The following is a 3,667-nucleotide window of genomic DNA, read 5'->3' on the forward strand; positions in this document are numbered from 1 at the left end:
CCTCTCAAAATTAATTCTAGGATTATATCAGCCCATAAATGGATCGATCGAAATCGATGGTAAAGACCTTACCAGCATCTCATTACATTCCTTGCGATCGCAAGTCGGCGTAGTCGATCAAGATACATTTTTATTTAGCGGCACCGTCAAAGAAAATATCACGCTTGCCAAACCAGGAGCCAACCAAAAAGAAATCGAACGCGCCGCCGAATTAGCAGGTGCCGATGAATTTATTCGGAAAATGCCCATGCGATATGATACCGAAATTGGTGAAGGTGGCGGCATGTTATCTGGAGGACAACGCCAGCGAATTGCGATCGCCCGATCCTTATTAAATAATCCCCGCCTGTTAATATTTGACGAAGCAACTAGCAGTTTAGATACCGAATCTGAACAAATAATTCAAAATAACCTAGAGAAAATTAGACGCGATCGCAGTACGATTATTATCGCCCATCGACTCTCTACAGTACGCAATGCCGATCTAATTTTAGTCTTAGATAAAGGAGTGTTAATCGAGAGCGGCAATCATCAACAACTGATGGACAAACGCGGACAATACTATCATCTCAATCATCAGCAACTTGTTACTATTCAAGAGTAGGAGATAGTGGATAGTGAATTTACATAATACTGCGCTCATCCAAGGGAAAAGATCGATAAATCTCTTTCTTTCTGTCTTTTCATTTTTCTTTCTCTGCGTCCTCTGCGTCTCTGCGATTGAATAAAAATTACTTTCAATTAGAACTATAAACTTCATCGTTAATATTAAATTATGCTTGCCGCGAGTTGTCCAGAACCGATTAAAATATTACTAGTAGACGATCTTCGCGTCGTCAGAGAAAAACTTAAATCATTACTACAACCACATCGAGATTTCCAAATTATTGGTACCGCCATCGATGGTTATAATGCGATCGAACAACTCGAACATTTACAGCCAGATATCATTTTACTCGATCTCGATATGCCCCGGCTCGATGGTTTACAAACCGCTCGAATTATCAGTCAGAAATACCCGGATATTAAAATAATTATCCTCAGTAGCTATAACGACAACGGCGATATTAGCGATTTTCCCAACTCATGCATCAAAGCATACATCGTCAAAGGAAATATCGATCGAGAAATAGCCGATAAAATTCGAGAAGTATCCGAACCATCGAGCGAGCGAGAGAAAGTAGTTAAATTCGACCGAGTTTCTAAAATCGAACGTTCCGAGTCAAGTCAACTTCAAGTCCGCCAAACTAATAATTTTACTACAAACTTTGAAGACAACTCATCCAGTCAATTTACAGCCATCGCTCATACTACTCTTAGCAAACTAAATGATTGGTCGAGTTCGGCAAAAGAATTAATCGATATGATGCCCCTACCGTGGACGCGGGGATTATTATATTTACTAGTAGCCTTCGTGGGAATTGCCATTCCGTGGGCGTGTTTTTATCAGATGGATGAAATTGGTACCGCCAGAGGAAGATTAGAAGCAAAAGGTAATACGATCAAACGCGAAGCCGATATTGAAGGTAGCGTCGCCGTACTTAAAGTGTATGTAAAAAAAGGCGATATCGTTAAAGCCGGACAGATAATTATGGAACTCGATGCCAAAAATGTCCGCGAACAACTCTATCAAAATCAACTCAAACTCGATGGCGCGCAACAACGCCTCGATCGATTATTTTTAATGAAAAATCAAATGGGGTTGGGAACTACCGCTCAACAACAGCAAAATCAAGCGCAACTGCTCGAAAAACAATCCCAAATCGCCCAAGCACAGCAAAATATCGCCACGCTAGAAACCAACTCCCGCAACCAAATTGCTGAAAAATTAGCCCAACTGCGTCAAGCCGAACAAACCCTTGTCGATCGCCAATCCAGTTATAATCTCCAGCAGGCTGAAAAACTCACTCAAGTGCGTCAAGCCGTGCAAGGAGTACTAGATGCTAAAACCAATCATTTGATGGCGCAGAATCGCCTCACAGACGCTCAAACCGAAGTCAGCCGCTATAATAAACTCTATCAGACTGGAGCAGTCGCTCAAATTAAAACTAAAGAAATTGCCAGTATCGCGCTCGAAAAAAATCAGCTTTTTACCCAAGCACTCGCCACACTCCAACAGTCAAAACTCCGAGTCAAAGAACAACAAGAAAACTATCAAAAAATCTTACAGCAAGGTCGAGCCGACATTGCTCAAGCTCAACTCAGACTTAGAGAGCAACAGGAAATTTATCGAGGTACGATCTCGCGAAATCAATCAGATATCGCCGGATCGAAACTCCGACTCGTCGAACAACAACGTGGTTCTCAAAGTTTGATAAAAGGCGGAAATATTGCCGTACTCAAAACAGAACAGCAGTTTAGAGAAATTGAAAGTCAAATTGTAACTTTAAAATCTGAAATAACCCGCGACCGAGAGCAAAGTAATTTCCTAACCAGTCAAATTAAAAAACATACCATCCAAGCCAATACAGATGGCACAATTTTTGAATTGCCAATCGATCGAGAAGGTGCTGTAGTCCAGCCCAAACAACTAATTGTCGAAATTGCATCTAATACGAGCGGGCTAGTCTTCAAAGGCGAAATTCCCGCCACTCAGAGCGAATCATTACGCACCTCTCTGGATGCAAAAGCCGATCCTAACATTCAAAAAGATGTCAAACTTAAATTTGATGAATTCCCATTTGAAAGTTATGATGTAGTTAAGGGTAAATTAACCTGGGTGGCTCCCAATTCCAAAATATCCCAGATGACATCGGGAGGAACGATGGCTAGTTATGAGATCGAAGTACAACTAGGTCAGTCTTGTATTAAATACGAAGGTAATTGTCTGCAATTTAAATCGGGTCAACCAGCTACTGCCGAAATCGTAATTCGCCACCGCCGAATTATTGACTTTATTCTCGATCCATTTAAGAAATTGAGTAATAACAATCGTTAAAATAAATTGATGGATAATGACCACAAATATCGACAACCAAATTAGCGATCGCGAATTAATCTACGAAGCTAAACTAGCAGGTAAGATACCCGAATTAAGACAGCGAATCGTGCGCCGGAAAACAATCGATCGCCAAGTCAAACAAGTTGGCATCGAACTTACCACCGCCGACTTACAAACAGCCGCCGATAAGTTTCGGCTCGTCAACCGATTAGAAAGTGCCGAAGCCACTCAAAAATGGCTGGAAGAGCGATGTCTGTCAATCGATGATTTTGAAGATATGGTAACTCAAGAGCTAATTTCTCACAAACTAGCCGAACACTTATTCGGCGATCGGATCGAGCAATTATTCTATCAAAATCTGCTCGATTATAGTGGTGCTATTATCTACGAAGTTATCCTCGAAGACTACGATTTAGCAATGGAGATTTACTACTCCCTGCTTGAAGGCGATCTCAGCTTTGCAGATGTCGCACAGCAATATATTCCTACCCCCGAACTCCGTCGCCGTGGCGGTTATATTGGTAAAGTCGGACGCAAACAACTGCGTCCCGAACTCTCCGCAGCCATTTTTGCAGCCAAGCCACCCCAACTGCTCAAACCAATCGTTACCGCAGTCGGCGTACATCTAATTCAAGTCGAAGAGATCGTCGAATCCCAGCTAGACGAACAGCTCAAGCAACAACTCCTCTCCGAAATGTTCGATCGATGGCTGACAGAAACGATCGC

3 protein-coding genes are annotated in these 3,667 nt (G+C 42.1%); all 3 read left to right on the plus strand.

Annotated elements, in window-relative coordinates; genetic code table 11:
- The coding region (locus Q0R35_RS09455; RefSeq protein WP_295616690.1) for an ATP-binding cassette domain-containing protein at window positions 1–604 on the plus strand (604 nt) is incomplete at its 5' end.
- A gap of 171 nt (window positions 605–775) precedes the next feature.
- A complete protein-coding gene (locus tag Q0R35_RS09460) occupies window positions 776–2,938 on the plus strand; it encodes a response regulator (protein ID WP_295616693.1) in 2,163 nt (720 codons plus the stop codon).
- Window positions 2,939–2,954: 16 nt separating this feature from the next.
- The coding region (locus Q0R35_RS09465) for a peptidylprolyl isomerase (RefSeq protein ID WP_295616696.1) at window positions 2,955–3,667 on the plus strand (713 nt) is incomplete at its 3' end.

The sequence above is a fragment of the Chamaesiphon sp. GL140_3_metabinner_50 genome, from assembly GCF_025361915.1.
Classification (GTDB): domain Bacteria; phylum Cyanobacteriota; class Cyanobacteriia; order Cyanobacteriales; family Chamaesiphonaceae; genus Chamaesiphon.